This is a genomic window from Nocardia ninae NBRC 108245 (assembly GCF_007990755.1).
Lineage (GTDB): Bacteria > Actinomycetota > Actinomycetes > Mycobacteriales > Mycobacteriaceae > Nocardia > Nocardia ninae.
The window spans coordinates 32,935-57,665 of record NZ_BJXA01000029.1; the positions used below are offsets into that span (position 1 = coordinate 32,935).

23 protein-coding genes are annotated in these 24,731 nt (G+C 67.4%); 9 read left to right on the plus strand and 14 right to left on the minus strand.

What is annotated here, in order from left to right; all coding sequences use genetic code 11:
• Nucleotides 1-116 precede the first annotated feature (116 nt).
• The 9 genes from NN4_RS21490 to NN4_RS21530 form a co-directional block, all read right to left on the minus strand.
• Nucleotides 117-1,124 (minus strand): ROK family glucokinase, encoded by a 1,008-nt coding sequence (locus NN4_RS21490; RefSeq protein WP_147134253.1) that lies wholly within the window; start codon nt 1,122-1,124, stop codon nt 117-119.
• Nucleotides 1,121-1,939: a hypothetical protein gene (locus NN4_RS46200; protein WP_246180993.1), complete on the minus strand. Its 819-nt coding sequence runs from the start codon at nt 1,937-1,939 to the stop codon at nt 1,121-1,123. Before NN4_RS46200 ends, NN4_RS21490 begins: the two co-directional genes overlap by 4 nt.
• Nucleotides 1,932-3,209 carry an ArsA family ATPase gene (locus NN4_RS21500; protein WP_147134256.1) on the minus strand — a complete coding sequence of 426 codons (1,278 nt, stop codon included), beginning with the start codon at nt 3,207-3,209 and terminating at the stop codon, nt 1,932-1,934. The genes NN4_RS46200 and NN4_RS21500 overlap by 8 nt, the downstream gene beginning before the upstream one ends.
• Before the next feature lie 23 nt (nt 3,210-3,232).
• A complete protein-coding gene (locus NN4_RS21505) occupies nt 3,233-3,670 on the minus strand; it encodes an SRPBCC family protein (RefSeq protein WP_147134260.1) in 438 nt (145 codons plus the stop codon).
• A gap of 67 nt (nt 3,671-3,737) precedes the next feature.
• Nucleotides 3,738-4,121, minus strand: a complete 384-nt coding sequence (locus NN4_RS21510; RefSeq protein WP_147134264.1) for a polyketide cyclase / dehydrase and lipid transport — start codon at nt 4,119-4,121, stop codon at nt 3,738-3,740.
• Between the two features lie 192 nt (nt 4,122-4,313).
• Entirely contained in the window at nt 4,314-5,441 is a 1,128-nt protein-coding gene (locus NN4_RS21515) for a glycosyltransferase family 4 protein (RefSeq protein ID WP_107655118.1), read from the minus strand.
• Nucleotides 5,442-5,516: 75 nt separating this feature from the next.
• On the minus strand, nt 5,517-6,512 hold the full coding sequence (locus tag NN4_RS21520; RefSeq protein WP_147134267.1) for a hypothetical protein: 996 nt from the start codon (nt 6,510-6,512) through the stop codon (nt 5,517-5,519).
• Nucleotides 6,513-6,595: 83 nt separating this feature from the next.
• Nucleotides 6,596-7,624, minus strand: coding sequence for an NlpC/P60 family protein (locus NN4_RS21525; protein WP_246180994.1), 1,029 nt, complete (start codon nt 7,622-7,624; stop codon nt 6,596-6,598).
• Between the two features lie 263 nt (nt 7,625-7,887).
• Complete coding sequence (locus NN4_RS21530) at nt 7,888-8,460, minus strand: C40 family peptidase (protein WP_135235842.1); 573 nt, start codon at nt 8,458-8,460, stop codon at nt 7,888-7,890.
• Between the two features lie 619 nt (nt 8,461-9,079).
• On the opposite strand from NN4_RS21530, the gene NN4_RS21535 reads away from it, so the two are divergent.
• Nucleotides 9,080-11,173: a DEDD exonuclease domain-containing protein gene (locus tag NN4_RS21535; RefSeq protein ID WP_147134273.1), complete on the plus strand. Its 2,094-nt coding sequence runs from the start codon at nt 9,080-9,082 to the stop codon at nt 11,171-11,173.
• A 4-nt stretch (nt 11,174-11,177) separates the two neighbouring features.
• Nucleotides 11,178-11,453 (plus strand): Lrp/AsnC family transcriptional regulator, encoded by a 276-nt coding sequence (locus tag NN4_RS21540; protein WP_107655123.1) that lies wholly within the window; start codon nt 11,178-11,180, stop codon nt 11,451-11,453.
• A 12-nt stretch (nt 11,454-11,465) separates the two neighbouring features.
• Here the strand turns inward: NN4_RS21540 and NN4_RS21545 are convergent, their stop codons facing one another.
• The 3 genes from NN4_RS21545 to NN4_RS21555 all read right to left on the minus strand — a co-directional run bounded on the left by NN4_RS21545 (nt 11,466) and on the right by NN4_RS21555 (nt 13,610).
• Entirely contained in the window at nt 11,466-11,750 is a 285-nt protein-coding gene (locus NN4_RS21545; RefSeq protein ID WP_147134276.1) for a hypothetical protein, read from the minus strand.
• Between the two features lie 287 nt (nt 11,751-12,037).
• The gene (gene trpD / locus NN4_RS21550) at nt 12,038-13,099 is read right to left on the minus strand and encodes an anthranilate phosphoribosyltransferase (RefSeq protein ID WP_147134279.1); all 1,062 of its coding nucleotides are present in this window, start codon (nt 13,097-13,099) and stop codon (nt 12,038-12,040) included.
• An 82-nt stretch (nt 13,100-13,181) separates the two neighbouring features.
• Entirely contained in the window at nt 13,182-13,610 is a 429-nt protein-coding gene (locus NN4_RS21555; protein ID WP_147134282.1) for a hypothetical protein, read from the minus strand.
• Nucleotides 13,611-13,850: 240 nt separating this feature from the next.
• Between NN4_RS21555 and ctaE the strand changes: the two genes are divergently transcribed.
• The 6 genes from ctaE to NN4_RS21585 all read left to right on the plus strand — a co-directional run bounded on the left by ctaE (nt 13,851) and on the right by NN4_RS21585 (nt 20,439).
• The gene (gene ctaE / locus NN4_RS21560) at nt 13,851-14,462 is read left to right on the plus strand and encodes an aa3-type cytochrome oxidase subunit III (protein WP_147134285.1); all 612 of its coding nucleotides are present in this window, start codon (nt 13,851-13,853) and stop codon (nt 14,460-14,462) included.
• Nucleotides 14,463-14,520: 58 nt separating this feature from the next.
• Nucleotides 14,521-15,384, plus strand: a complete 864-nt coding sequence (qcrC, locus tag NN4_RS21565; RefSeq protein ID WP_186818550.1) for a cytochrome bc1 complex diheme cytochrome c subunit — start codon at nt 14,521-14,523, stop codon at nt 15,382-15,384.
• A gap of 23 nt (nt 15,385-15,407) precedes the next feature.
• A complete protein-coding gene (gene qcrA, locus NN4_RS21570) occupies nt 15,408-16,646 on the plus strand; it encodes a cytochrome bc1 complex Rieske iron-sulfur subunit (RefSeq protein WP_281289386.1) in 1,239 nt (412 codons plus the stop codon).
• Nucleotides 16,643-18,256: a cytochrome bc1 complex cytochrome b subunit gene (gene qcrB, locus NN4_RS21575; RefSeq protein ID WP_107655128.1), complete on the plus strand. Its 1,614-nt coding sequence runs from the start codon at nt 16,643-16,645 to the stop codon at nt 18,254-18,256. Before qcrA ends, qcrB begins: the two co-directional genes overlap by 4 nt.
• A gap of 231 nt (nt 18,257-18,487) precedes the next feature.
• Nucleotides 18,488-19,795 (plus strand): AAA family ATPase, encoded by a 1,308-nt coding sequence (locus tag NN4_RS21580; protein WP_147134288.1) that lies wholly within the window; start codon nt 18,488-18,490, stop codon nt 19,793-19,795.
• A gap of 5 nt (nt 19,796-19,800) precedes the next feature.
• A complete protein-coding gene (locus NN4_RS21585; RefSeq protein ID WP_147134291.1) occupies nt 19,801-20,439 on the plus strand; it encodes an RloB family protein in 639 nt (212 codons plus the stop codon).
• A gap of 47 nt (nt 20,440-20,486) precedes the next feature.
• On the opposite strand, the gene NN4_RS21590 is transcribed toward NN4_RS21585, so the two are convergent.
• Entirely contained in the window at nt 20,487-21,008 is a 522-nt protein-coding gene (locus NN4_RS21590; RefSeq protein ID WP_246180999.1) for a polyadenylate-specific 3'-exoribonuclease AS, read from the minus strand.
• A gap of 173 nt (nt 21,009-21,181) precedes the next feature.
• Between NN4_RS21590 and NN4_RS21595 the strand changes: the two genes are divergently transcribed.
• On the plus strand, nt 21,182-22,567 hold the full coding sequence (locus NN4_RS21595; RefSeq protein ID WP_147134293.1) for a class II 3-deoxy-7-phosphoheptulonate synthase: 1,386 nt from the start codon (nt 21,182-21,184) through the stop codon (nt 22,565-22,567).
• 86 nt (nt 22,568-22,653) lie between these two features.
• Here NN4_RS21595 and pknB read toward each other — a convergent pair whose 3' ends face one another.
• Nucleotides 22,654-24,600 (minus strand): Stk1 family PASTA domain-containing Ser/Thr kinase, encoded by a 1,947-nt coding sequence (gene pknB / locus NN4_RS21600; RefSeq protein ID WP_147134379.1) that lies wholly within the window; start codon nt 24,598-24,600, stop codon nt 22,654-22,656.
• Nucleotides 24,601-24,731 lie beyond the last annotated feature (131 nt).

A 24,731-nucleotide genomic window follows, 5' to 3' on the forward strand; every position in this document is an offset into this window, starting at 1 on the left:
TGACCGGCAGCTGATTCCTCGGCGGCCGGATCGGGAGGTCAGCGGCGACCGAAGCAAAGTCTTCGACCACCGAATACCACTGCCGCAGGCGATGAAACGTCCCCTATCCGGAAAGGTCAGTGGCTGCGGGCTACTCGGGAGGACTTGCGCTCGCTTTCGATGAGTGCGGCGCGGGCGAGGTCGGCGGCGCCGATCATGCCCGCGGCTTCACCGAGTTGGGTGGTGCGGATGCGGGCCAGTGGTCGGTGACCCGCGCCGGTGACCGAGCGGGCGTATTCCTCGCGCGCTTCGTCCAGGAAGAGCGGGGCGGAGCTGCTGACGCCGCCGGCGATGACGACCAGGTCGGGGTCGAAGATGTCACTGACGAAGGCCAAGCCGAGGCCGAGCCAGCGGGCGAAATCCTCCATGACGCGGACGGCGAGCGGATCGCCGTCTTGCGCGGCATTGGCGACGCGGCGGCCGGTGAGCGAGCCGGGGTCGCGGAAGACGTCCCTGGCCAGGACCGAGCGGACCGGGTCGGTGGCCAGCATCTCGATCGCGGTGTCGGCGAGTGCCGTTCCGCTGCAATACCTTTCCCAGCAGCCGCGTTTGCCGCACGGGCAGGCACGGCCTTGCGGCACGACTTGCAGGTGCCCGAGCTCCGGTGCGACGCCGTGCGTTCCGCGATACAGCTGACCGTCGATGAGCAGCGCGGCGCCGATGCCGGTGCCGATCGCGACGAGCACCACGTTGTGGCCGCCCGCTGCCGCGCCGAATCGGTATTCGGCCCACATGGCGGCGTTGGCGTCGTGCTCGAGCAGGACGGGAAGCTCGAGGCGTTCGGTGAGCCGCTGCGCGACGGGGGTGTCCTGCCAGGGCAGGTGCGGTGCGAAACGGACGGTGGAGCGGTCACCGTTGATGAACCCGGCGACGGCCAGACCGACCGCGCCGATCGGGTGCCGTTCGCACAGCTCGCGGACGGAGCGGGCGAGCGCGTCCTCGAGCGCCTTGGCGGAGTGCGGGGTCGGCGCTTGGACGGTGTCGAGGACCTCACCGCTGGTGTCGATCACGGAGGCGCGAATGTTGGTGCCGCCGACGTCGATTCCGACGGTCAGCGGTCGCGCACCTGCTATGCGGTGCGTCATGCCTTGATCGTCACGGGAATGCTGACATAGCGGGAGCGAGTGCCCGTCCGCGATGTGTGGTGTCCGGCAGTGGGTTCCGTGCCGGTCGGCGTCGAATCCGTTGGCACGCCATGGTTGTGCTGGTGGCGGGCGGGATCGTACTCGGGCATGACCGGCTCGACCGGCACCCCGGCCAACGCCTCACGCAGCACGGTCACGATCGCGGTGCCGTGATCGGCCACCGACTGGAGCACCTCATGGTGCTGACCGCGCATCAACGCGGCCGCCGCGCAGACGGGACACCAGTTGCAGCTCGACCACTCCACCTGTCCGTCGGCCGCTTGGCGCAACACCGGTTCCACACGCTCGAGCACGGATTCGGCGAGCAGCTTCAGCTCTGCGGCGAACTCGGCGAGGCCGTCTATCGGATCGTCTTCTGCGGCAGTGCCTTTCGACCGGCCACCGGATTGCGACTGCGACTCAGCATGGGCTGCGTCCTCGGCACCACGACCCGAACCACCGGCGGTCCGATCCTCGCGCGGCCCAGGCCCCGAGCTGCCGGCGGTCCGATCACCAGGCGTAGCAGGTTCTTCGGCGTCCCGGCCCGAACTCTCGGCGGTCCGATCATCGCCCGAGTCCGATCGGTTGCCGCGCCATCCCGACCTACCGGCAGTCCGATCATCGGTAGCGCTCAGTCCGTCGACGTCCTGATCGGAACCATGCGCAGTCGAATCACCGCTTCCGGCCTCGGAACCCCGCGGGCCCTGACTCTCGGCAGAATCACCACTTCCGTCCCGTCCACCCCGCCGGAAGAATCCGCCGCTCCGCTCACTCATCGCCGCTACCTTCCGGCCATAAGTCCGGGTCGGGCCGGAATCGCACCACGAGCTGACCACCGTCGAGTTCGGCGCCGTCGACCGTGCACCGCCGCAATACCGGCGCAAGGCGAACTCGGCGCCGGACACCGTCCGCTCCCACGATCAAATCGTCCTCCACTCGGCCAAGTCGCAGTGTCGCCGCATCGACAACGGGCAGGGGCATCCGCAGTGTGTATATCGCGTGCAGACCGCTGCCTGATTCCCATCGAACCATCGGTTCGCCGGAACTCGCGTCAACCTCCGTCGGACTGTCGCTCAGCATAAAGGCTGGGTCGCCGGTGTTCCTGTCTGAGTCCACCGCGTACGACAGGGCCGCGAGCGAGGTCAGTCCGATCGGTTCCGGTCCGGTGTGCTGTGCGATCAGGACGGGGATACCCGGCATCGCGCGTTCTAATTCGGCGATCGCGGCCAGCTGTTCGCCGCGCCGGTTCAGATACCAGTGCACCGCGGGGTGCGCGCTGTCGAGCGGGGCGGCGGGGTCGAGGGGCGTGGTCGGTGGCAGCACCTTGTTGACCACCACCGCGTCCAATCGCAACCCGAGCAGCGTGGCGGCGGAGCGGACCCGCTCGGATTCGGCGAGTGTCACCCGCTCGGCGACGGTGATCAGGCGCGCGCCGGTGCGCCGATGGTCGGCGAGCAGATCGCGGACCTCGGTGACCGCCTTGACGATCCGTTCGACGGTCGCGGCCAGCACCGCGCGGCGCAGGTCGGTGCCGACCGTGCTCATCGCCCTGGCGTGCGGCGGCCAGATCCGCTCGAGATAACCGAGCAGGGTGTCCGGCGCGGTGATGATGCGCAGCATGTCGGCCGAGGGCGGGCAGTCGACGACGATCACGTCCCAGTCGTCCTCGTTCGCGAACTGGGTGATCTCGACGAGCATCAGCAGTTCCTGCACGCCGGGCAGGCCGGTCAGTTCGGCCGGGTCCAGTGCGGCGAGGTCGATGCCGTGGTTGTGACCGGTGCCCGGCGACAGCACGCGGACTACGTCGCGGAACCGATCCTCCAGCAGCGCAAGGGAATCCACCTCGATCACGTCGAGACCGGGCAGCACGGTGGCGATTCCGGTGACGGTGCCCGGATCGTGCGGGAAACGGAAGCCGAGCGCGTCGCCGAGCGAATGCGCCTGGTCGAGCGAGGCGACCAGCACGCGGCTGCCCGCTCTGGCATAGGACATGGCGGTGGCACACGCCAGCGTCGTCTTGCCTACCCCGCCTTTGCCGATGAACAGTTCGACACGGGTCGTGTGCGTCGTCAGCCTTCGACCCGTTTCTTCAGTTCTTTCAGCGCGGTATCGGTGATCACCTTCTCGGCTTTGCGTTTGAACATGCCGATCATCGGGATGTTCAAGTCGACGGTCAGCGTGTAGACGACCTCGGTGTGACCGTTGGGCTGGTCGATGAGTTCGTAGGTGCCGTTCTGCGCTTTCTGCAGCTCACCGCTGACCAGCGTCCAGCTGACCGCCTTGTTGTCCGGGCGCCAGGTATAGGAGAGGACATAGCTGTCCTTCACCACGCCCGCGTCGAGGACGAAGCGCGCGGTGCGTGCCCGGCCGTCCGGATCTTTTTCCTGTACTTCCACCGATTTCGCCGCCGCGACCCACTCCGGGTAGGACTCCAGGTCGGCGATGACGGACATCACCTGCTGCGACGGGGCCTCGATGATGATCGACCTCTGGGTCCTGTCGGCCATAGCGGACAGCTGTTCCTTTCGGCGTCGGTGCTGGTGACGGCAGCCGGCGGAGCCGGCGGCGTGAGCGTCAGGAGGCGTGGGCAGGTGCGACACCGGCCGGGCGACCTGCCTCCAGCCGGGATTTCAGTTCGAACGACATAGCGCGGCCCGCGACCCGGCGCGCGCGGTTGGCGGCAGCCGCGCGGCTGGCCGGCAGCGCGGGCTGCGGTTCGGCGTGCAGGAAGTAGTGCACGATGACGCCGTCGAGTGCGGGCTGCAGCCAGACCTCCATGGTGCCGTCCAGCGCGCCGGACACGGTCCAGCGGATTCCCTTGTCGCCGCGGTCTTCCCGGACGACCAAGGTCAGGTCCGGCCACCAGCGGCGCCAATTGTTCTGGGCCGCGAGGATATCGGCGACGGCGGTTCCCGGCGCGGCGACGAATGTCTGGTCGGCGACCTGGATAGTGCTCACGACTCCACCTCGCTAGCGCTCGGTTCCGTCGTGCCCACGGGCGCTGTGTCTGTGGTTCGCTCGCTGCGCTCGCTCACGAGCTCACCTCTTTGTCGCTCGACGCAACCGCGTCCAGCGGCGCTGCGTCTATGCTTCGCTGCCTCACGCTGCTGAGCCTAATGGATGACCTGTCCCGGCGATGCCCTCGCCGGTTCACCGCAGCAGGTGGCGCAGCCGGGCACCGTGGGAATCCCAGCGCCAGTGTTCCTCCACGAAGGCCCGCCCCGCGGCACCCATCCGGGCGGCCGCGTCGCGATCGGAGAGGATGTCGACCAGTGCGTCGGTGATCTGCTGTGCGGAGCGGCCGTCCACGACGCGCCCGGTTTCCCCTTCGATGACGGTTTCCGGTGCGCCACCGGAACGACCCGCGACCACGGGCACGCCGGAGGCAGACGCTTCGAGATAGACGATGCCGAGCCCTTCGACGTCCAAGCCCGCACCACGGGTCCGGCACGGCATGGCGAACACATCGGCCAGCGTGTGGTGGGCGGCCAGCTCACCGGACGGTACGCGCCCGGTGAAGATGACATCGTCCTCGACCCCGAGGGCGACGGCGAGTTGGCGCAGCTTCTCCTCGTAGGGCCCGCCGCCCGCGATCACCAGCACGGCACCGGGAACGCGGGTGCGGATCTCGAGCATGGCGACGATCAGCGCGTCCTGACCTTTACGGGGGACCAGGCGGGACAGGCACAGGATGGTCGGCCGGTCGTCGAGTCCGTAGCGGTCGCGCAGTTCCGCGCGCGCGGCCGGGTCGGGCCGGAACTCGTCGGTGTCCACACCGGGTGGCAGATACTCCAGCGCGGCATTGCGTCCGAACGCCGACGCGAACCGGCCCCGGGTGTACTTGCTGACGTAGGTGACCACGTCGGTGTGCTCGCCGATCTGACGCAGCGCCTGCCTGCCGCCGGGCAGCATGGACCAGCCGACCTCGTGCCCATGCGTGCTGGCCAGGATGCGCTCGGCACCCGCGCGCCGCAGCACCGGCGACATGAGTGCGAGCGGCGCGGCGGCGCCGAACCACACGGTGTCGCACTTCTCGCTGCGCAGCAGGCGCGCGGCGCGGCGCATGACGAGCGGGGTCGGCAGCATCAGCGTGGTGGGATGGCGGACCACCTGGAATTTCTGCTTGGCATCGAACTTCAGATGGCTGTCGCCGCGCCAGCGGGGGGCGTAGACGACGAGATCATCCGGCGGCAGCTGCCCGGCCAAGGCCTGCAGATAGGACTGAATACCACCCGGCCGCGGCGGGAAATCATTGGTCACCAGCAGAGTTCGGGCCATGGTGACAACCTACTGTGTGCGATTTGCCGCGCCGCCGCGGCGTGTTCGTGGCCGCCGGGTGACTCGCGGTGCGGCTCAGATCGTCTGAGCGGACAGCCAATCACGCCAGTCGGCGACGAATTCGGTGCGGCTGCGGCCGAGCACGGTCTGCAGGATCTGATCTTCGGTGGCCGGGGTCTGGCGGGCTGCGGCGACCCGGCGGTAGAGCTCGACCAAGCGGGGTTCGTCGTAGGTGTCGGCGATGTAGGCGCAGACGGACCAGGCTTGTTCGTAGGTGGCGGCGGCGTCGGCGCCGGTGAAGTCGGCGTCGGCGGGCAGGTCGCCGGGGAGAGCGTGCAGCCGGGCCCGCGCGGTGAGGCTCGGGGCGATGTCGGCGAAGGGGCGGCCCTGGTCGCGGTGGGCGGTGTAGTCGGCGAAACCTTCGAGCATCCACAGGGGTGCGCCGTCGCGGGTGTCGGCGCGGGTGGCGATATGGGTGAGTTCGTGGCGGAGCAACGTGCGCAGACCATCGGGGTCGAGGCGGCGTCCCGCGTCGGGGCTGAACACGATGCGCTGTCCGGTCGGCCGGCTGCCCGGCGCGAAGGGGTCGGCGACGGACGCGGCGGCGACCTCGGTGGACATCGCGGCACCCGCGCGCACCAGGCCGGCGAACTCCGACGGGGAGGAGGCGACGACGACCGTGCTGGCCTGCGCCCAGTCCGTGCCCCACACCTCGGTGACCGCGGTGGTCGCGGCGGCGAGTTCACGCTCCAGGACGTCGATCTCGATGCGCTGTGCGGGATGGCCGACGACCAGGGATTGTTGTCCGTCGCCGGTGGTCACCTGGCGGGCGACGATCGGGCCGAACGGTTCGATGCTGCGGCGCACCTCGGCGAGTCGCGGGTCGGTGGCCGGAGCTTGGCCGACCGCGTCGGTCGCCTCGGCCGCATGCGGTTTCGGTAGTGCGGAGTTCGGCAGCATGACAACGGCGCCACAGAGACCGGTGAGCGTGACCACCATCGCGACAGTGAGGCAGAACTCGAATCGCCGCCGCGCCGACCACCACTCGCGTAGGCGCCGCACCCCACTCATGACTCCACCTCGTGACGTGAACCCGCAGCCGAGATCACCCCGGCGGGGGAGGGATTGGACAGGTCATGTCCATTCATAGGTGTTCAGTATCGCCGAGCGGAGTTGTACGGCGTGGTGCTCATGGGTGCCACGGCGACCGGGACACCGAAGGTGGAGGCGTGCAACATGAGTCCGTTGCCCGCGTAGATGCCGACGTGGGAGATGTCGGGGTAGAAGAACACGACGTCGCCGGGTTGCAGATCGTCCTTGGCGACGGGCGTGCCGTAGGACGCCTGCGCCGAACTGGTCCGCGGCACGTTCTTGCCGACCTGCTTGAACGCCCACTGCACGAGCCCGGAGCAGTCGAACTGGTTCGGGCCGGTCGCGCCCCAGACGTACGGGTCGCCGATGCGGGTGAGGCCTGCGGCCAGGGCGCTGGTGCCGCTGCCGGGGACCAGACCTTGCAGCAGGGTGTCGCGGTCGAAGCCGGGCGGGAAGGGCGAACCGGCGAGCGCGGACTTGTCCCTGGTGGACAGCGAGCCCCACGCTTGCACCACCTGCGCGATGGCGCCGCCGAGGTCGCTGCGTTTGCGTTCCAGGTCGGCGCGCACCGTGTCGGCCTTCTGCGCGGCCGCGTGGGCTTCGTCGGCGGCTCGGCGCGCGACGGTCTCCGCCGCGTCGGCGGCGTCGGTCGCGACCTTGTATTGGTCGAGCTGCGCGGAGGTCTGCGCGGCGAGCACGTCCAGGGTGGACATCTGGTCGAGCAGTTGCTGCGGGGAATCGCTGACCAGCACGGCGAACAGCCGGTTGGTGCGCGCGCCCTGGTAGGCGGCGATCGCGGTGCGGTCGATGATCGGCTGGTACTTGCGCACCTCGTCGCGGGCCCGGTGCACCAGCTCGGTGCTGGCGGCCAGCTTGGTGTCGGCGTCCTGCTGGATCGCGAGCTTGGCGTCGAGATCGGTCTGCGCGACGAGGGCCTGCTCGTTGAGCTGCTCGGACTGGCGCGAGAGGTCGATCATCCGCTGCACGGCCTCGCTGGCAGTGCTCGGCAACGCCACCGGGTCGGCGCCGGCCGGACCGCCACCGTAGAGGGCGGTGGTGGCCAGCACTCCGGCCGCCAGGACGCCGCCCACGAGACGTCGTGTGCCATGTCTCCGGTGTGCTGCCACAGCCTGCTGTGCCCCGCTCTCTGGTGAAACGATCTCTCTGGAACCGACGATCTGACCGACGAGCGCCTTCCTCGCGAAACGAGGTTTGCGAACTGCGTGCCTCGGGTAATTCGAGAAGGTCTCGATTAGGTTACGGAACGTCCTGCGTCTGTGTCCAGTAGAGAACGAAATGATCACAGCGACCGTCCGGTGGTCGGGCCGCGACGTACGGCCCGACCAGCGGTTCGTCAGAAGCGACGGGCTCCGGTGACCGGCATCGAGGAGATCGGTGCCACCTGCACGGGCGTGCCGGAGGTGGCCGCGTGCACCACGTTGCCGTCGCCGGCGTACAGGCCGGAGTGGCCGCCGCCGTAGAACGACACCAGGTCGCCCGGCTGCAGGTCGTCGATCGACACGGGGCTACCCGCGGACAGCTGGGCGCCGCTGGTGCGCGGCAGCTCCAGGCCGGCCTGCTCGTAGGACCACTTCACCAGGCCGGAGCAGTCGAAGGCGTTCGGGCCCGCGGCGCCGTACACGTACGGTGCGCCGAGCTTGCTCATGGCGGCGTCGAGGGCTTCCTCGCCGACCGTGCGCTTCGGGGCGACGAACGGCAGCGGCGCCTGGCCGGGCAGCTCGACGCCCGGGATGCCTTGCGGGATCTGGATCTCGTTCGGCACCTCGAAGGTGCCGATACCGGGGATGGTCACCGGCTGCGCCGATGCGGGGGCGGCCGGAAGCAGGAACGCGCCGATGGTGGCAGCGCCGACGGCCCCGGCGGCGACGGCACGCTGCGCCGAACGCTTGACGGATTTGGTCGTCATGATGCGGTACTCCCAATCTGCCCCACGACGCCGCACCCTGACTGGTGCCGCGGACTTCGTGTCGTTCGCACCGAGTTGGTGCGTCGGACTCCGTGAGGTCTCGAAAAGGTTACGAACACATCACGGGGGTTTGTAAAGCCCGGCTCCGGCGAAATGCGCGGGCGCCCGTGAATTCGTGCTTAATCAGTGTGAGATATGTCCCAGCAATCACGAAAAGATAACGAAGCGCTTTTATGGACGAGCGTCCCGGTCGCTATCTCGGTCAGCCATGCCATGGCTGATCGGTGGTCCGATGGGAACCGATTGGACATTTACCCAGGTCGCTGCGTTCATCTCCGCGACATGTGCGGGTCGGGGACCGGCCGGTCGGCCAACCCGCTGTGATCGGTCACAGCGAGCGGGAAGCGGCCCGCCCGGGCTGCTCGACACGCCCGAGCGATTGATACGTTTTATGCAACGATGTGAGCTGCGTCACTTTTCGGCGTTCTAGATCATTTCCTGGGTAACTCGACGTAAATACGCACGGTGTAATTCGGACATTTGCTGAGGTTTTCGTGTGCGCCGACGCCTGCCCGCGCGAGCCCCGTGCTTGTCGGACCCTCCGCCTACGCTCCAGCCCGTGTCCGACCCCGCGCCACGCAAAGCCGCCGCTCAGCAGTTGGTCTTCGACGACCTCGACACGCCGCTGTTCGACACCACCTTCGTCGTCGTCGACCTGGAGACCACGGGGACCAGTCCGGGCGCCGACGCGATCACCGAGATCGGCGCCGTCAAGGTGCGCGGCGGCGAGGTGCTCGGCGAGTTCGCCACCCTGGTCAACCCCGGACGGGCGGTGCCGCCGGCGATCGTGCAGGTCACCGGGATCACGACTGCCATGGTGTACGCGGCGCCCAGCATCGCGTCGGTGCTGCCCGGTTTCCTCGAATTCGCCTCCGGTGCGGTGCTCGTCGCGCACAACGCGCGGTTCGACATGGCGTTCCTGCGCGCAGCCGCGGCCGCCTGCGACACCGCGTGGCCCACCGCGACGGTGTTGTGCACCGTGAAGCTGGCCCGGCGGGTACTCGGCCGGGACGAGGCGCCGTCGGTCCGGTTGAGCGCGCTGGCCCGGCTGCTCGGTGCGAGCACCCAGCCGACGCACCGGGCGCTGGACGACGCGCGGGCGACCGTCGATGTGCTGCACGCGTTGATCGCCCGGGTCGGCAATCAAGGCGTGCACAGCCTCACCGAGTTGGTCGACTACCTGCCCGACGTCACCCCGCGCCAGCGCGCGAAGCGGTTCCTCGCCGCCGACATGCCCGCGAGCCCCGGCGTGTACCTGTTCCGCGGCCCGACCGACGAAGTCCTCTATATAGGAACCGCGGTGAATCTGCGTCGCCGCGTGCGCAACTACTTCACCGGTTCGGAGACGCGCGGCCGGATGAAAGAGATGGTCGCCCTGGCCACCCGGGTCGACCATGTGGTGTGCGCGCACGCGCTGGAAGCCGGTGTGCGCGAGCTGCGACTGCTCGTCGCGCACACGCCGCCCTACAACCGCCGCTCCAAGTTTCCCAAGCGAGCCTGGTGGATCACGCTCACCGACGAGCCCTTCCCGCGATTCTCGGTCGTCCGCACACCGAACCGAGATGCGCTGGGGCCGTTCAACTCTCGCGCCGACGCGGCCGAGCTGGCGCTGATCATCGCGGAGTACACCGGCTTGCGCACCTGCGCCACGCGCCTGCCCAGAAACGGTGTGCACGCCTGCCCGCCGGCGGTCGTCGGTGGTTGTCCGGCGGCCGTCGCCGGGACTCCTATTAATACAAAGGAATATGCACCCGTCCCTGCACGCGTCCGCGCGCTGTTCGCGGGCTACTCCGACGCCCCAATCCGCTCGATGCTCGACCGCATCGAAACCTATTCCCGCGCCGAGCATTTCGAGGCCGCTGCCCGTCTGCGCGATCGCGTCGTCGCCGTCATTCGCGCCCTGCACCGCACCCAGCGCCTCGCCGCCGTCGCCCGCATCGCGGAACTGATCGCCGCCCACCCGGACGGCGCAGGCGGATGGGAGTTCGCGGTCATCCGCTACGGCCGCCTCGCGGGCGCCGGGACCGCACCCCGCGGAGTGCCGCCGATGGTCGTCGTGGAACAGATCGTCGCCTCCGCCGAAACCGTGATCCCCGAAGGAGGGGTAGGGGTAGGGATTCAGGAGCAGATCGCCGACCTCCCGGCCGAGGTGAGCTTCGCCTCCAGCGCCGGAGCGACCGCACCCCACACCGCCGCACCATCGCCTCTCGAATCGGCGCCGACAGCCTTGCCGCCTGCTGGATCGGGGTCTGCCGCCTTGTCGCCTGGTGAGCCGGGGTCTGCTGCCTTGCCGCCTGCCGGATCGGGGTCTGCCGCCTTGCCGCCTGCTGAGCCGGGGCGTGCCGCCTTGCCGCCTGCTGAGCCGGGGTCTGCCGCCTCACCGCCTGCCGAGCCGGAGCTCGACGCATCGCCGCACATCGCACCGGGGGATTGGGTGCCGGTGAATGTGCCGCCGCTGCGGGGGGCCTCGCCCGAGGAGGCGGCGCTTGTTGCGCGCTGGTTGGCGCGGGCGGGGGTGCGGATCGTGCGGACGAGTGAGGGGTATCGGGAGCCGAGATTCGGGGCGGGGCGGTGGTTGGGGTGGGCGGAGGTGGCGGATGCGGCGGCACGGACCCAACCCGCTGAGGAGGAGTACGTGGACCGCTTAGGCTGAGCGCATGATTACCGCGATCGTGCTCATTGACGCCGACAACGGCCGCATTCCCGAGACCGCCCAGGCCGTGGCGGACACCGAAGGTGTCGCCGAGGTGTATTCCTGCGCAGGCGATGTGGATCTGATCGCGATCGTGCGGGTGCGCGACCACGAACAGATCGCCGACGTGGTGACGGGCCGGATCGACAAGGTCGACGGTGTCGCCAGGACCATCACCCACATCGCGTTCAAGTCCTACTCCAGCGCCGACGTGGAGGCCGGGTTCTCGCTGGGGGAGTGAACGCCGCTGGGATCAGCGGATCATCGACTTGCCGGTGTAGGTGCCGCTCCCTCGACCCGAGAGGACCCCGGAAGCGGCGCCCATACACTGGGCGTTCATATAGATGGTTACCACCCGGTCACTGTTGTTGATGAATTTGCGTGGTGCATTGGGGCCGAGGTCGATGCAGCCGGACTGCCCGCCGTAGTCGGTGCCGTCGACGAGCAATTCGCCCTCCGCCGCGCCTGCGGTCGGGGCGGCGACATACACAGCCACCACCGATAGCACTCCGAGTGCGACACGCACGCTGTGTTTCATGCTGCGCTCCTCGTCAGTCGAGGCCGGTCGACGCGGGCTCGCGCCGAGTTGGCTTTGCCATGAGCATGCCGATCTAGCTAACGCGCTATCCACATCTTATGCGCTTCAGCTATCGCAGCGCTCGGTGTGTTCCGCATACGAACGTTGCGCAACGGTCAGCACCGTCCCGCACTAAGGGGTTACCCGAGACTTGGCTGGCCGGATCTGCACCTTCTCTTGGGACGCGCACGCCCTGGGGGCGTGCGGATCCCGAGAAAAAGTGCAGATCGGAAGGGTGGACGACGCGGTCAGCGATTGCCGAGCGTGACGGTCAACTTCGCCCAATTGTCGAGCAGCGCAGCCGCCTTACCCGAGTCGATGGCCTCGGCAGCCCGCTCGATGCCCCCTGCCAGCGCTTCGTGCACATCGGCGGTGTAATCGACGGTCCCCTGGGACAGGTCGTAGGCCACGATGGCTGCTGCCGAGTTCACCAGGACCGCGTCCCGCACCGCACCGGCAGTTCCGGCGAACACACTCCGCGCCACCCCGGCGTTGACCGCGGAGTCACCGCCGCGCAGCGCCTCCAGGCCGACGCGCGCGATGCCGAGGCGCGTCGGATCGATGGTGGCTTCCCGCATCTGCCCACCGGACACCACCCACACCGCGGTGGTGTCGGAAGTGGTGATCTCGTCGAGCCCGTCGTTGCCCCGCACCACCAGCGCACTCGCCCCGCGCCCAGCGAACACGCCCGCGATCACCGGTAGCAGATCCGCGAACGCGCACCCCACCAGCCCCGCGCGCGGCTGCGCCGGATTCGTCAGCGGCCCGAGCACATTGAAGACAGTAGGAATGCCGATCTCCTTGCGCGCCGCACCCGCGAACCGCAGCGCAGGATGGAACACGGGTGCGAAACAGAACCCGATGCCGACCTCGCGCACGCAGCGCGCCACCGCTTCCGGCCCCAGCGCCAACCGCACCCCGAGCGCCTCCAGCACGTCGGCGCCGCCGCTCTTGGACGAGGCGGCCCGGTTGCCGTGCTTGACCACCGGCACTCCGGCCGCGGCCACCACGATCGAGGACATGGTGGAGATGTTCACCGAACCGGATCGGTCACCGCCGGTGCCGACGATGTCCACCGCGTCGCCGTCGATCCGCACCAGCCTGGCGTGGTCGAGCATGCCGGTGGCGAGGCCGGTCAGTTCGGCCGGTGTCGGGCCCTTGATCTTCATGGCGACGCCGAACGCCGCGATCTGAGCGGAGGTGGCGTTGTCCGACATGATCTCGTCCATCGCCCAAGCCGTGTCGTCCGCGGCCAGGTCGCCACCGTCGGCGAGGGTTCCGAGCACCTGGGCCCAGCTGCGCACGTTCATGTCTTGCTTCTCCCGTCACACTGGTTTCACACCAGTTTGTCGCGAAGCAGCTTACTGCGCGTTGTCGGGGCGGAGCCCGTCCTTAAAGTTGTTCGCTCGTGACCCGCGGTTGCAGCGCATCCCACCCGTCGGCCGTCCCGTCGTGCCGCTGCGCCAAGCCCGCCATCCGCGACCGCTCCTGCGAACAGTGCAACGCGTCGAGCACCTGCACGCGCTGCAGAATCACCGTCTCCAGCGCATCGGTCCCCGGCCCGCCGACCCGCGGCGCCGGCGCGTACCCGTCCTGCGCCGCGATCGCGCACACCGCCTCGACCTGCGCGGGCGGTATCCGCAGATGATGGCGCAGCACCGCCTCCGCATCCGGCGTCAGCTCACTCGCCCGCGCCAAGGCCGCCGAACAAGCCTCGGCGTCATCGAAACTCGCCGCGACCACCACCAGATCCGCCCGGCTCGGATCCAGCGGCGCCGGACCACCGCGCCCGAACCATCGACGCCATCCACGCGCTGCCACATCGCCTCCATCTCAGCTTTTACTTACGCACACCTGTCATGCTGTGCTCCGGCTACCTGTCGGCACGCGGACCCCGACCGGTAAACACGTCCCGACCGACGCCGCCACACCACGAGCGGGCCCGCTCCAACACGCCGAGCCCTGGTCGAGAGGCTGTCTGTCCGTGGGTTTTCCGACACGGAGGCACAAGTTTCGCACCCGGGTACTTGTGTCGTACTACGACGAGTCATACTTACCCCCGTGACGACCGCAGTAGGGACCCCCGGATCGGCCATTACCCAGCGTGTGCACTCGCTGAATCGGCCCAACATGGTCAGCGTCGGTACCATCATCTGGCTGTCCAGCGAGTTGATGTTCTTCGCCGGCCTCTTCGCGATGTATTTCGTCGCGCGCGCCCAGGCGCATGGTGTCTGGCCGCCGGAACCGACCGAGTTGAATCTGAAGCTCGCCGTGCCGGTCACTACCGTGCTGGTCGCGTCGTCGTTCACCTGCCAGATGGGCGTGTTCGCCGCGGAGCGTGGCGACGTGTTCGGCCTGCGCCGCTGGTACGTGGTCACCCTGATCATGGGCACGATCTTCGTGCTCGGTCAGGGCTACGAGTACATGAACCTGGTTCACGAGGGCACCTCGGTCTCGAGCAGCGCCTACGGCTCGGTGTTCTACATCACCACCGGTTTCCACGGTTTGCACGTCATCGGCGGTCTGATCGCGTTCGTGTTCCTGCTGATCCGCACCAAGGTCAGTAAGTTCACCCCCGCGCAGGCGACCGCCGCGATCGTCGTCTCGTACTACTGGCACTTCGTCGACATCGTGTGGATCGGGTTGTTCGCCACGATCTACTTCGTCCGCTGAGTCGGGCATACCTCAGTCTTTTGCACACGTCGGTTCCGTCTACTCCAAAGGGACACAGATGAGTTCATCTCCCCCGTCAGCGCCAGAGCCCGCAAGCAACGGGAACGGCGAGGCCAGCAAGACACGCAGGCAGCGCCGCGTTCGCCGTCGCATCGCGGGCGGGCTCGCGCTGTTGGTGGGCCTCGTCGGAGCAGGCTTCCTGGCAGCGGCTTTGACGCCGGACCCGCAGGTCGCGACCGCGAACCAGGATTCCTCGGCGCTGATCCGCGAGGGCCAGCAGCTCTACGACACCTCCTGCATCACCTGCCACGGCGCGAACCTGCAGGGTGTCCAGGACCGCGGCCCCAGCCTCATCGGTGTCGGTGAGGCCGCCGTCTACTTCCAGGTGTCCTCCGGTCGCATGCCGATGGCCCGCAACGAGGCCCAGGCGATGCGCAAGCCGCCGAAGTTCGACGAGCACCAGACCGACGCGCTGATGGCGTACGTGGCGGCCAACGGTGGCGGCCCGAGCGTGGTCCGCGACGCGAACGGCGAGATCGCCCAGGAGTCGCTGCGCGGCCCGGACATCGCCCGCGGTTCGGAGCTGTTCCGGATGAACTGCGCCTCCTGCCACAACTTCACCGGTCGCGGCGGCGCGCTGTCCTCCGGTAAGTTCGCGCCTCCGCTGGAGCCCGCGAACGAGCAGCAGGTCTACGACGCGATGCTCAGCGGCCCGCAGAACATGCCGAAGTTCTCCGACCGGCAGCTGTCGCCGGAAGAGAAGCGCGACATCATCGCCTACGTCATGAACGCCAAAGAGGAGAACGCCCCCGGCGGCTGGGACCTCGGCGGCTTCGGACCCGCGACCGAAGGTCTGGTCATGTGGGTGATCGGTATCACGACGGTCGTCGGTGCCGCGATTTGGATCGGTTCGAGGTCATGACGGATAAGAAGGAGCCAAACGACATGGGTCGGCCGGATGAGGGCCACGACGGCGGCGAGCCGTCGAACGTATCCACGGGCCACGGTTCCCACGAGGTGGTCGCCGGCTCCGACGGCCACGCCGTGGCGGAGTCCGACAGCCACGCGCTGAAGAAGGACTACACCGAGGCCGAGCTCGACGCGATGACGCGCGACGAGCTGGTCAAGCTCGGCACCGAGCGCGACGGCGTCGACGTCGCCTACCGGCGCGAGCGGTTCCCGGTTCCGGGCACCCGCGCCGAGAAGCGCGCCGAGCGCGCGGTCGCCTTCTGGTTCGCCGTCTCCGGCATCGCCGCGGCGGCGCTGGTCGGGGTGTACCTGTTCTGGCCCTGGCAGTTCAAGCCCGCCGACGACGAGGGGCACACGGCCTACTCACTGTTCACCCCGCTGGTCGGTGTCACCTTCGGCGTCTCGGTGCTGGTCATCGGTGTCGCGGTGGTGCTGATCCGCAAGCTGTTCATCCCCGCCGAGCTGTCCATCCAGGACCGCCACGACGGCCCGTCGCCCGAGGTCGAGCGCCGCACGCTGGTCGCCGAGCTGCAGGACGCGCTGGACACCTCCACGCTGGCCCGCCGCAAGATGATCACGCGCACCGCAGGCGCCGGTGTCGGTGTGCTCGGTATCGGCGCGCTGCTGGTATTCGTCGGCGGCATGGTGAAGAACCCGTGGGCCAAGGGCGACAAGTCGCCGCTGTGGGTCTCGGGCTGGACCCCGGACTTCCCGGGCGAGACCATCTACATCCGCCGCGACACCGGTCGCCCGGAGGACATCGTGCTGGTCCGCCCCGAGGACATGGACGCGGGCGGCATGGAGACGGTGTTCCCGTGGAAAGAGAAGTGGCGCGGCGACGAGCACGCCACCCTGCAGTCCCTGCGCGGTATCCGCAACTCGGTCATGCTGATTCGCCTGCGCACCGAAGACGCGCAGAAGGCGATCAAGCGTAAGGGCCAGGAGAGCTTCAACTACGGCGACTACTTCGCCTACTCGAAGATCTGCACCCACCTCGGTTGCCCGACGTCGCTGTTCGAGTCGCAGACCAACAAGATCCTCTGCCCCTGCCATCAGTCGCAGTTCCTGGCGACCGAATGGGGTAAGCCGGTCTTCGGTCCCGCCGCTCGCGCACTGCCGCAGCTGCCGATCACCGTCAACTCCGAGGGCTACCTGGTCGCCAACGGCGACTTCATCGAGCCGCTCGGCCCGGCCTACTGGGAGCGTCGTTCATGAGTATCGCAACCCAAGCCAACGAGATGGACGAGCGGTATCAAGCCGCCGCGTTCATGAAGCGGTCGATCAACAAGGTCTTCCCGACCCACTGGTCGTTCCTGCTCGGTGAGATCGCGCTGTACGCGTTCATCATCCTGCTGCTGTCGGGTGTCTACCTGACGCTGTTCTTCGATCCGTCGATGACCGAGGTCGTCTACAACGGCTCCTACCAGCCGTTGCGCGGCGTCACCATGTCGCGAGCCTACGAGACCTCGCTCGACATCACCTTCGAGGTGCGTGGCGGTCTGTTCGTCCGCCAGGTGCACCACTGGGCCGCGTTGCTGTTCGCGGCGTCGATCATCGTGCACCTGTTCCGCATCTTCTTCACCGGCGCGTTCCGCAAGCCGCGCGAGGCGAACTGGGTGATCGGCTCGCTGCTGCTGATCCTGGCCATGTTCGAGGGCTTCTTCGGTTACTCGCTGCCCGACGACCTGCTGTCCGGCACCGGCCTGCGGGCCGCGTTCGGCGGTATCACGATGAGTATCCCGATCGCGGGCACCTGGATGCACTGGCTGATCTTCGGCGGGGACTTCCCCGGCACGATCATCATCCCGCGCCTCTACATCGCGCACGTGCTGCTGCTGCCCGGCATCATCCTCGCGTTGATCGCCGCGCACGTGGCGCTGGTCTGGTACCAGAAGCACACCCAGTTCCCCGGACCCGGCCGCACCGAGAACAACGTGGTCGGCGCCCGCATCATCCCGGTGTTCGCCGCCGACCAGGGCGCGTTCTTCGCCTTCACCCTCGGCATCGTCGGCATCATGGGTGGTCTGTTCCAGATCAACCCGATCTGGAACCTGGGCCCCTACAACCCGTCTCAGGTCTCCGCGGGTTCGCAGCCCGACTTCTACATGATGTGGACCGACGGTCTGGCCCGGCTCATGCCGCCGTGGGAGCTGTACCTGGGTCGCTACACGGTGCCCGCGGTGTTCTGGGTGGCGCTGATCATGGGCCTGGTGTTCACGGTGCTGATCATGTACCCGTGGATCGAGAAGCGGCTGACCGGCGACACCGCCGGGCACAACCTGCTGCAGCGTCCGCGCGACGTGCCGGTCCGTACCGCGATCGGCGCCATGTCGATCGGCTTCTACGTGGTGCTCACCCTGTCGTGTGTCAACGACATCGTGGCGCTGAAGTTCGACATCTCGCTGAACGCGACCACTTGGATGGGCCGCATCGGCATCCTGGTCGTGCCGCCGGTCGCGTACTTCGTGGCGTACCGGTTCTGCATCGGCCTGCAGCGCGCCGACCGTCAGGTGCTCGAGCACGGCATCGAGACCGGCGTGGTCAAGCGACTGCCGCACGGTGAGTACATCGAGGTGCACCAGCCGCTCGGCCCGGTCGACGACCACGGCCACCCGATCCCGCTGGAGTACCAGGGCGCGACCGTCCCGAAGAAGATGAACAAGCTCGGTTCCGCGGGCAAGCCCGGCACCGGCAGCTTCCTGCGCCCCGACCCGTGGCAGGAAAGCGAGCAGCACTTCGAGACCGAGCACGCCGAAGAGCACAAGCAGCTCAAGGTGCTGCAGGCGCGTCAGGAGAAGGAACTCGGTGGCAAGCACAGCCACTGACAGCTGAACACAAAGGCCCCGAGTCGGTTTCGACTCGGGGCCTTTGCTTTTGGTCTACAAGCGGGGAGTGCTGCGGTAGATCGGTTCGCCCTGGCGTCGACGGCGGAATGCTGACCTACGGTATGGGGTATCGACATATGCAGATTGATTAGAGCGCCTATTTTGTCAATCTGCTACGGAATAACGTGTTTGTACGCTGCTATCCAGCAATTTGGTGCGTAGGATGTAGTTGTGTTGATCCGATTCGAAGTCGCCAACTTCCGATCGATCCTCGACCGGGCCGAGCTGTCGATGGTGGCGGTCGATCGCGATCGACCGGCCGCGCGTGAGGCGGCGATGCTGGGTGAGCATCTCCTCACTGCTGCCGGAATCTACGGCCCCAATGCCTCGGGCAAGTCCAACGTGCTGGCCGCACTGCGGTGGATCCGCGACGCGGTCAGGACATCGGTACGTGTGTGGGACGAGTCGATTCCCGTCGAGCCCTTCGCTTTCTGCGATGGCCCCCGACGATCGACCGAGTTCGCCGTCGAGCTGCTCGTGCACGACGTACGTTTCGAATATCTGGTCGAGTTGGATCGTGAGCGGGTCCATTACGAGGCTCTGTTTCATTATCCGGAAAAGAAGCGTCGACGAGTCTTCGAACGTGAGGGTCTGAAGCTCACCCTCCAGCGCGGCTTGGGCGATCTTGCGGGCGCTCGGCAGCTGCTGACGGACAGGACCCTGGCGCTTTCCGCTGCCCGGAGATTCGATGACCCTACGGTGTCCAGCTTTGCGAACGCCTTGCTCGATATGAGGACACGCGGGGTTGCGGCGATGTCTCGTAGCATGGCTTTTGCCATCAATAGAGACAAGCCAACGGATTGGTGGTTCGATTCGAGCCGGGGCTTCGAAATGGGGAAGAGTCTCTTCGCGGATGCATTCGACGAGATCGAAAGCGTGGATGTCCCCGGCGCTGAGCACGAAAAAGATCGACGCGAAGCTTTGGCATTGCTGCGCATGGCTGATCTCGGGATCGAGGATGTGCTGTTCGACGAAGAACACCATGTTCTTTCGACAGGAGAGGTTCGAACACGGAGGCGCCCGCGTCTCGTGCACCGTTCGTCTACCGAATCCGCCACTCTCGATTTCGCAGCAGAATCGGCGGGAACCCGTAGCTGGTACGAGTTGATCGGGTTGTTACTCAGCACGCTTCGGTCAGGTTCGATGCTCGTGCTGGACGAGATCGACGCTAGTTTGCATCCGACCCTGTCGGCCCAGTTGATCCAGCTGTTTCACGATTCGGCGACGAACCCGAGGGGGGCTCAGCTGATCTTCACCACGCACGACACCAGCCTGCTCAATCATCTCAACCGTGACGAAGTGTGGTTCACCGAGAAGTCGGCTAACGGCGCCACCAGGCTCGGCGCGCTGGCCGAGTTCGCCGGCGAACGGGTACGCAAGTCGCAGAACCTGGAGAACGCCTACCTGCATGGGCGCTTCGGTGCTTTGCCCGACGTCGACAGAGCCGAACTTCTTCGCGCTCTCGGCATGATCGCCTGATCGGCGTGGCGGCACGACGCAAACCCGCGCGACCGCTCGAGCGCAGGATCGGTACTCGCACAGAATTTCATACCATCTTGATCTTCTGCGAAGGCATCAACACGGAGCATGATTACCTGAAGGCCGTCAAGAATCTTCCGCATGTTCGCTCGAATACCTCGGTCAGGATCGAGTTGGACCCCGACCAAGGGGCACCCCTCACTCTGGTGCAGCGCGCGGTCGCGCGCAAGCAGGACAAGGAGATCGACGAATGCTGGTGTGTCTTCGATGTCGAGTGGCCCCAGCATCATCCGAATTCGAGTAAAGCGGTCGAGCTCGCCAATGCGCATGGTGTAGGGCTGGCCATCTCGAACCCTTGCTTCGAGCTCTGGTTGATCCTGCATCATCGAGACCACAACGCGTATATCGATACCAAATGTGCTGAAAGTGACAGCAGAAAGCTCGATCGCCGCGAGGGAAAGCATATCGAGGCGGCGACGGTGTATATGCCGCTGCGAATGCACGCGGCACGCCGAGCCGCAGTGCTCGCGAAGCGGCATGCGAGCAACGGCAACACGCTGCCGGACGACAACCCGTCGTCATCGATGTACGAACTACCTCGGACGCTCGAGCGGTCGCAAGAAAACTCCGCGACTGATAGCTGAAAGCAAAGGCCCCGAGTCGATGTCGACTCGGGGCCTTTGCTCTCGATCTACAAGCGGGGTGTGCTGCGGCGCGCCGCCTCGATGGCCTCGAACTTGGCCAGGTTGTGGCGGGCGTCGGCCAGGGCGTCGTGTGCGTCCGGGGGGACGGGGGGAAGTTCGGGGCGGCCGTGGGCTTCCCAGTGCTGGCGCAGTTCGTTGGTGTAGCGGGGGAAGGCGGTGGGGAGGTCGACCATGGAGCCCCAGAGTTGGCACAGTGCTACGTGGTCGTAGGCGCCGACCCAGGCCCACAGCTCGGGCACCACCGATGAGCGCGGCACCAGGAACTTGTACAGGTCGTCGCGGATCTGCTTCCTGCTGCGCCACAGCGGGGAGGACGGCGAAGGCAGCTGCGGCAGCACATGCCTGCGCACCCACGGGCCGGCCCGCTCGGGGTCGAATTCGGTGGACACCGCGTAGTATTCGCGCCCGTCCTCGCACACCACACCGATGGAGACCAGGTCGATGACGACCCCGTCCTCGATGAATTCGCAGTCGTAAAAATATCGAAGCGAGATCGGTCTACTCCTCAGCAATTCGGTATGGCGCCGGATCTGTCGGGCGTACTTCCGAACAATCACCCTATGTGGAATAGGGGCCGGATCGGCAGCCGGGCTCGGATCCGCGGATCGATCACCGGGGTGGTGGTCAGTACCACCCCTATGGTGGGTACCGGCGGCGTCCGAGTGGTCCGTATTCTGAACGGGTGAACTGGACCGTCGACGTACCGATCGATCGCCTGCCGGAACTGCCGCCGCTGCCCACCGAGTTACGCAGGCGGTTGGACGAGGCGCTGGAGCGCCCCGCGCTGCAGCAGCCGTCGTGGGATCCGGGGCAGGCGGCGCAGATGCGCACCGTGCTGGAGAGCGTGCCGCCGATCTGCGTGCCCGCCGAGGTCGAGGAGCTGCGCGAGCAGCTGGCCGAGGTGGCCCGCGGCGAGGCGTTCCTGATGCAGGGCGGCGACTGCGCCGAGACGTTCGCCGACAACACCGAGCCACACATCCGCGGCAACATTCGCACCCTGTTGCAGATGGCGGTCGTGCTCACCTACGGCGCCAGCATGCCGGTGGTCAAGGTGGCCCGCATCGCCGGCCAGTACGCGAAACCGCGTTCCTCCGATACCGATTCGCTCGGCCTAAAGTCCTACCGCGGTGACATGGTCAACGCGCTGGTCGCCGACGCCGCGCTGCGCGAGCACGACCCGTCCCGGCTGGTGCGCGCCTACGCCAACGCCAGCGCCGCGATGAACCTGGTGCGCGCGCTGACCGGCGCCGGCATGGCCGACCTGCACAAGGTGCACGACTGGAACCGTGACTTCGTCGCGAAGTCGCCCGCCGGGGCCCGGTACGAGGCGCTGGCCGAGGAGATCGACCGCGGTCTCGCGTTCATGACCGCCTGCCGGGTGAACGACCCGAGCCTGAAGCAGGCCCGCATCTACGCCAGCCACGAGGCGCTGGTCCTCGACTACGAGCGCGCCATGCTGCGCCTGAGCGAGAACGCCGCGGGCGAGCCGGTGCTCTACGACCTGTCCGCACACTTCCTGTGGATCGGCGAACGGACCAGGCAGCTCGATGGCGCGCACATCGCGCTCGCCGAACTGATCGCCAACCCGATCGGCCTGAAGATCGGCCCGACGACCACGCCCGAGATGGCAGTGGAGTACGTCGAGCGGCTGGACCCGAACAACGAGCCCGGCCGACTCACCATCGTCTCGCGCATGGGCAACGGCAAGGTCCGCGACGTGCTGCCGCCCATCATCGAGAAGGTGCAGGCCACCGGCCACCAGGTGATCTGGCAGTGCGACCCTATGCACGGCAACACGCACGAGGCGTCCACCGGCTTCAAGACCCGTCACTTCGACCGCATCGTCGACGAGGTGCAGGGCTTCTTCGAGGTGCACCACGCGCTCGGCACCCACCCCGGTGGGCTGCACATCGAGCTCACCGGTGAGGACGTCACCGAGTGCCTCGGTGGCGCGCAGGACATCTCCGACCTGGATCTGTCCGGTCGCTACGAAACCGCCTGCGACCCTCGCCTGAACACCCAGCAGTCGCTGGAGCTCGCCTTCCTCGTCGCCGAAATGCTGCGCTGAGCAAGGTATTTCGGACAGGCCGAGCAGCTCAACGGTTGTCCCGGAAGTGATTCCGGGACCAAATCGCGACAGTCAGCGTGCCCCACTCAAGGCAGGGCAACCAGCGAGACGGTGTTGCCCGACTCGATGTTCGCGCCGACACCCGGGGTTTGCGAGACGATGAGTGAACTGTCGCTCGCCACAAGCTGTTTCACCTCTACCTGGACACCGAGGGATTGCAGCTTGGCTCGGGCGTTGGCAACGGTCCAGCCGCGCACATCGGGCATCTTCAGCGCGTTGGAGACCAGCAGGGCGACGCCGTCACCCGATTGGATCGTCGTGCCCGCAACCGGGTCGGTGCCGATGGCCTTGTCCGCCTCGATGCTCCGATCGAACTGGGACCTGGTCTCGCGCACCGCGATACCGGCGGCGGTGAGGATCTTGGTGGCCTCGTCGGCCGACTTGCCGCGCACGTCGGGCACCTTCACCGGCTGGGAGCCCTTGCTGCGGTACACCTTTACCTGCGCGCCCATCGGAAGGACAACGCCGGGACCAGGATCGGTCTTGGCGAGCGTCCCCTTCGGCGCGGTATTGCCGACCTCACCCGAGTCGATCGGCTGCAACCCCGCATCGCGAATCAGCTGATTCACCTTCGTGATTGGATCACCCGGCTGGACGTCGGGCACCTTCGGTTTGCCGTTGGAGATCAGGACCGCGACGGTCGAACCCTTGGTGACCCGTGATCCCGCCGACGGGTCGCTGCCGACCACGCCGCCGACCGGCACCACATCGGAAGCCTTCTGCCGCAGCTCGGTCTCGAACCCGGCATCCCGCAGCGCCGCGATCGCACGGTCGGAATCCATTCCGGCGATCGCCGGAACTGGGGAGTATCGGCCGACGCCGAGCCACCAGCCGCCGACCCCGACGACCAGCGTGAGAATCGCCACAATGGCCACCCACGCCCACGTCGTGCGGCGCGACCTGCTGCGATCGGGCGCGTAGGCCTGATACGGCGAGGCTGCGTGCTGCTGACGCACCGGCTGCTCGTCGTAGCCGTTGGGCGGACCGTAATCCACCCGCGGCCGCGGCGCGGTGACCACCTTCGTGTGCTGCACCGTCGGCGGCGTGTAGGGCTCGGGTGCGGGCATCGCCGCGGCCTGCTGCGGAGGCGGCGTGGCCACCTTGTAGCTCGCGCTCAAATGCTCGGCCGACTCCTGCGGCGCGGGCACCCGATACGGCGGCAGGTTCAGCTTCGCGCCGATGTGCCGCAGCGCGGCCGCCATCTCGTTCGCGTCGGTGAACCGGTGCGCGGGCTCGCGCGCGGTGGCCTTCGCGACCAGCTCGTCGAACTCCGGCGGCACACCCGAGATGAACCGGCTCGGGCTCGGCACGTCGTTCTCGATCCGCTGATACGCCACTGACAGCGAGGTATCGCCGGTGAACGGCACCTTGCCGGTGAGCAGCTCGAAGATCAGCACGCCGAACGAGTACACGTCACTGCGCGCGTCGGCCGTGCCGGTGGTCACCTGTTCGGGGGACAGGTACGCGGCAGTGCCGAGAATCACGCTGGCCGAGGTCGTATTGGCCGCCGCGACCGCGCGAACCAGGCCGAAATCGGCGATCTTCACCTCGCCCGCATCGGAGATCAGCACGTTCTCCGGCTTCACGTCCCGGTGCACCAGCCCCGCCGAGTGTGCGACACCGATCGCGGCGAGCACCGGCTCGGCCACCGCGCGCACCGCATGCGGCGGCATCGGCCCGCGCTCGCGCAGCAACTCGCGCAGCGTGCCGCCCTCGACCAACTCCATGATCAGGAACGGATACTCACCGTCGACACCCTGGTCGTATACCGCGACCAGCGACGAATGCTTCAGCTTGGCGACCGCGCGGGCCTCGAACTCGAAACGCGACAGGAACTGCGGGTCACCGGCGAACTTCGGGTCCATCACCTTGATGGCCACCGGCCGGTCCAGGCGGGTGTCGACGCCCCGGAAGACCATCGACATGCCGCCGCGGGCGATCGGCGCATCGATCCGATAGCGCCCTTCCAGCATCTGGCCGATCAATTGATGTCCTCCGGCTTTCACAAAGTTCTCACCCCTCGCGGTTCGTCCCACAAGCGATCGACCGCCCCGTGCGGCCCTCACGATGGTATCGACCAAACGCACCCGGGTGTCTCACGACT

What these genes read in the sequence shown, in the direction of transcription:
- NN4_RS21490 (WP_147134253.1), bottom strand. Translation starts at nt 1,124, where the DNA reads ATGACGCACCGCATAGCAGGTGCGCGACCGCTGACCGTCGGAATCGAC.
- NN4_RS46200 (WP_246180993.1), bottom strand. Translation starts at nt 1,939, where the DNA reads ATGAGTGAGCGGAGCGGCGGATTCTTCCGGCGGGGTGGACGGGACGGA.
- NN4_RS21505 (WP_147134260.1), bottom strand. Translation starts at nt 3,670, where the DNA reads ATGGCCGACAGGACCCAGAGGTCGATCATCATCGAGGCCCCGTCGCAG.
- NN4_RS21515 (WP_107655118.1), bottom strand. Translation starts at nt 5,441, where the DNA reads ATGGCCCGAACTCTGCTGGTGACCAATGATTTCCCGCCGCGGCCGGGT.
- NN4_RS21520 (WP_147134267.1), bottom strand. Translation starts at nt 6,512, where the DNA reads ATGAGTGGGGTGCGGCGCCTACGCGAGTGGTGGTCGGCGCGGCGGCGA.
- NN4_RS21530 (WP_135235842.1), bottom strand. Translation starts at nt 8,460, where the DNA reads ATGACGACCAAATCCGTCAAGCGTTCGGCGCAGCGTGCCGTCGCCGCC.
- NN4_RS21540 (WP_107655123.1), top strand. Translation starts at nt 11,178, where the DNA reads ATGATTACCGCGATCGTGCTCATTGACGCCGACAACGGCCGCATTCCC.
- NN4_RS21545 (WP_147134276.1), bottom strand. Translation starts at nt 11,750, where the DNA reads ATGAAACACAGCGTGCGTGTCGCACTCGGAGTGCTATCGGTGGTGGCT.
- trpD (WP_147134279.1), bottom strand. Translation starts at nt 13,099, where the DNA reads ATGAACGTGCGCAGCTGGGCCCAGGTGCTCGGAACCCTCGCCGACGGT.
- qcrC (WP_186818550.1), top strand. Translation starts at nt 14,521, where the DNA reads ATGAGTTCATCTCCCCCGTCAGCGCCAGAGCCCGCAAGCAACGGGAAC.
- qcrA (WP_281289386.1), top strand. Translation starts at nt 15,408, where the DNA reads ATGGGTCGGCCGGATGAGGGCCACGACGGCGGCGAGCCGTCGAACGTA.
- qcrB (WP_107655128.1), top strand. Translation starts at nt 16,643, where the DNA reads ATGAGTATCGCAACCCAAGCCAACGAGATGGACGAGCGGTATCAAGCC.
- pknB (WP_147134379.1), bottom strand. Translation starts at nt 24,600, where the DNA reads ATGCTGGAAGGGCGCTATCGGATCGATGCGCCGATCGCCCGCGGCGGC.